Source organism: Arthrobacter sp. 10T413_2 (assembly GCF_056394205.1).
Genome location: NZ_JBFTHK010000345.1, coordinates 1 through 1379 on the forward strand (window position 1 = coordinate 1; position 1379 = coordinate 1379).

Annotated in this window: 1 protein-coding gene; it reads right to left on the reverse strand. The window is 64.8% G+C overall.

The annotated features are described in order from the left end of the window. Positions 1–68 precede the first annotated feature (68 nt). Entirely contained in the window at positions 69–1253 is a 1185-nt protein-coding gene (locus AC1DBQ_RS23325; protein ID WP_476930753.1) for an integrase catalytic domain-containing protein, read from the reverse strand. Positions 1254–1379 lie beyond the last annotated feature (126 nt).

Below are 1379 nucleotides of genomic sequence, written 5' to 3' on the forward strand. Positions count from 1 at the left end.
CCTGTTGCCTCATTGCAATACCTCCGGGAAGAGTGATTCGTTGCCTCATTTGAAAACCTCCGGGAAGGTCAGGCGTTCCAGGCCCGGTTGACGGGTTTGGGAGGCGCGGTTTTCTTGGCCAGTGCCAGGGTTTCCAGTTCCCGGGTCAGGGCCAGGATCTGGCGTGAGAGTGCTCCGGGTTTGATCCGTTTGAAGGCGGCATTCATGGCAATGACCGGGCGTTTGCGCGTTGCCTCGTGCCGGACCGCGCGCTGGTGCGGGGTGGCCGGTGCGTCGTGCTTCTTGGTGACTTTGGCCCCGTGACGGTGTTTCTCGAGGAGTTTCTGCTGGGGCAGCAGGTAGTTGGTGAAGGTCCGGTCCAGGTCCCAGATTTCATTGAGCTTGTCCAGTTCGGCGGCGGTGTCGTAGCGGAGGTAGCCGACGAGTTCCCGGACCCTGGCCCAGTTCTTCTGTTCGACGTGGGCGCCGTCGTTCTTGTTGCCGGGCCGGGACCGGGTGAACGTTATCCGGCGGGCGTGGCAGTAGGCGAGCAGGTGTTCGTTGATGAACTCCGATCCGTTGTCCGAATCGATGCCGATGATCGGGAAGGGGAACACGGCGGTGACATGCTCAAGGGCCTCGAAGACCCATTTGGCCGCCTTGTTCCGCACGGACCGGTTCACCGTCCAGCCGGTGGCGATGTCGGTCACCGTGAGGGTGAAGCAGAACTCGCCGAAGCTGTTGCCGCCCTCGTGGCCGACCAGATCGATCTCCACAAAACCCGGGACCGCGTCGTCCCACTCGGCCCAGGTGCGGATCGGGATCTGGGACTTCAGCAACGTCCCCGGTTTGGTGTGCGCCCGTCCGCGCGGGATCAGTTTCGCCCTCTCGGGCGCGAGTTTCCGGTCGATCGTCGCGGCACTCATGCGCATCAGCAGGCCGGCCTGCTCGTCGGTGACCTCAAGCTCTCCATCGCGGCGCAGCAACGGCACCAGGACCGGCAGCATCGGTGCCAGCAGCCGGCCGGCCGGGGCCCGCAGCACCGCCCAGCACTTGATCAGGGCAGGCAGCAGATCCGCGCCGTAGACCGGCGCCCTGCCCGGCCGGGGCTTGATGACTTTCAGGACCAGGGCGTCCCGCAGGGCCGCCCGGGCGTAGTCCCGGTGCCACCCGGTCAGCTCGACCAGCTCATCAAGGATCCGGGACTTCGCCTTCCTCGACGCGTCCCGATACGCGAGGGCCTTCTTCTTCGTCACAGCCTGCCGCTGGGCCATCGTGAGCTCCATGAAAACGGGCATAGCTGGCAACCGCCGCCAACACCGTCAACCACGCCGCTACGCGGAGGTTTTCAAATGAGGCAACGTATCCGGCTACGCGGAGGTTTTCTACGAGTCAACGCG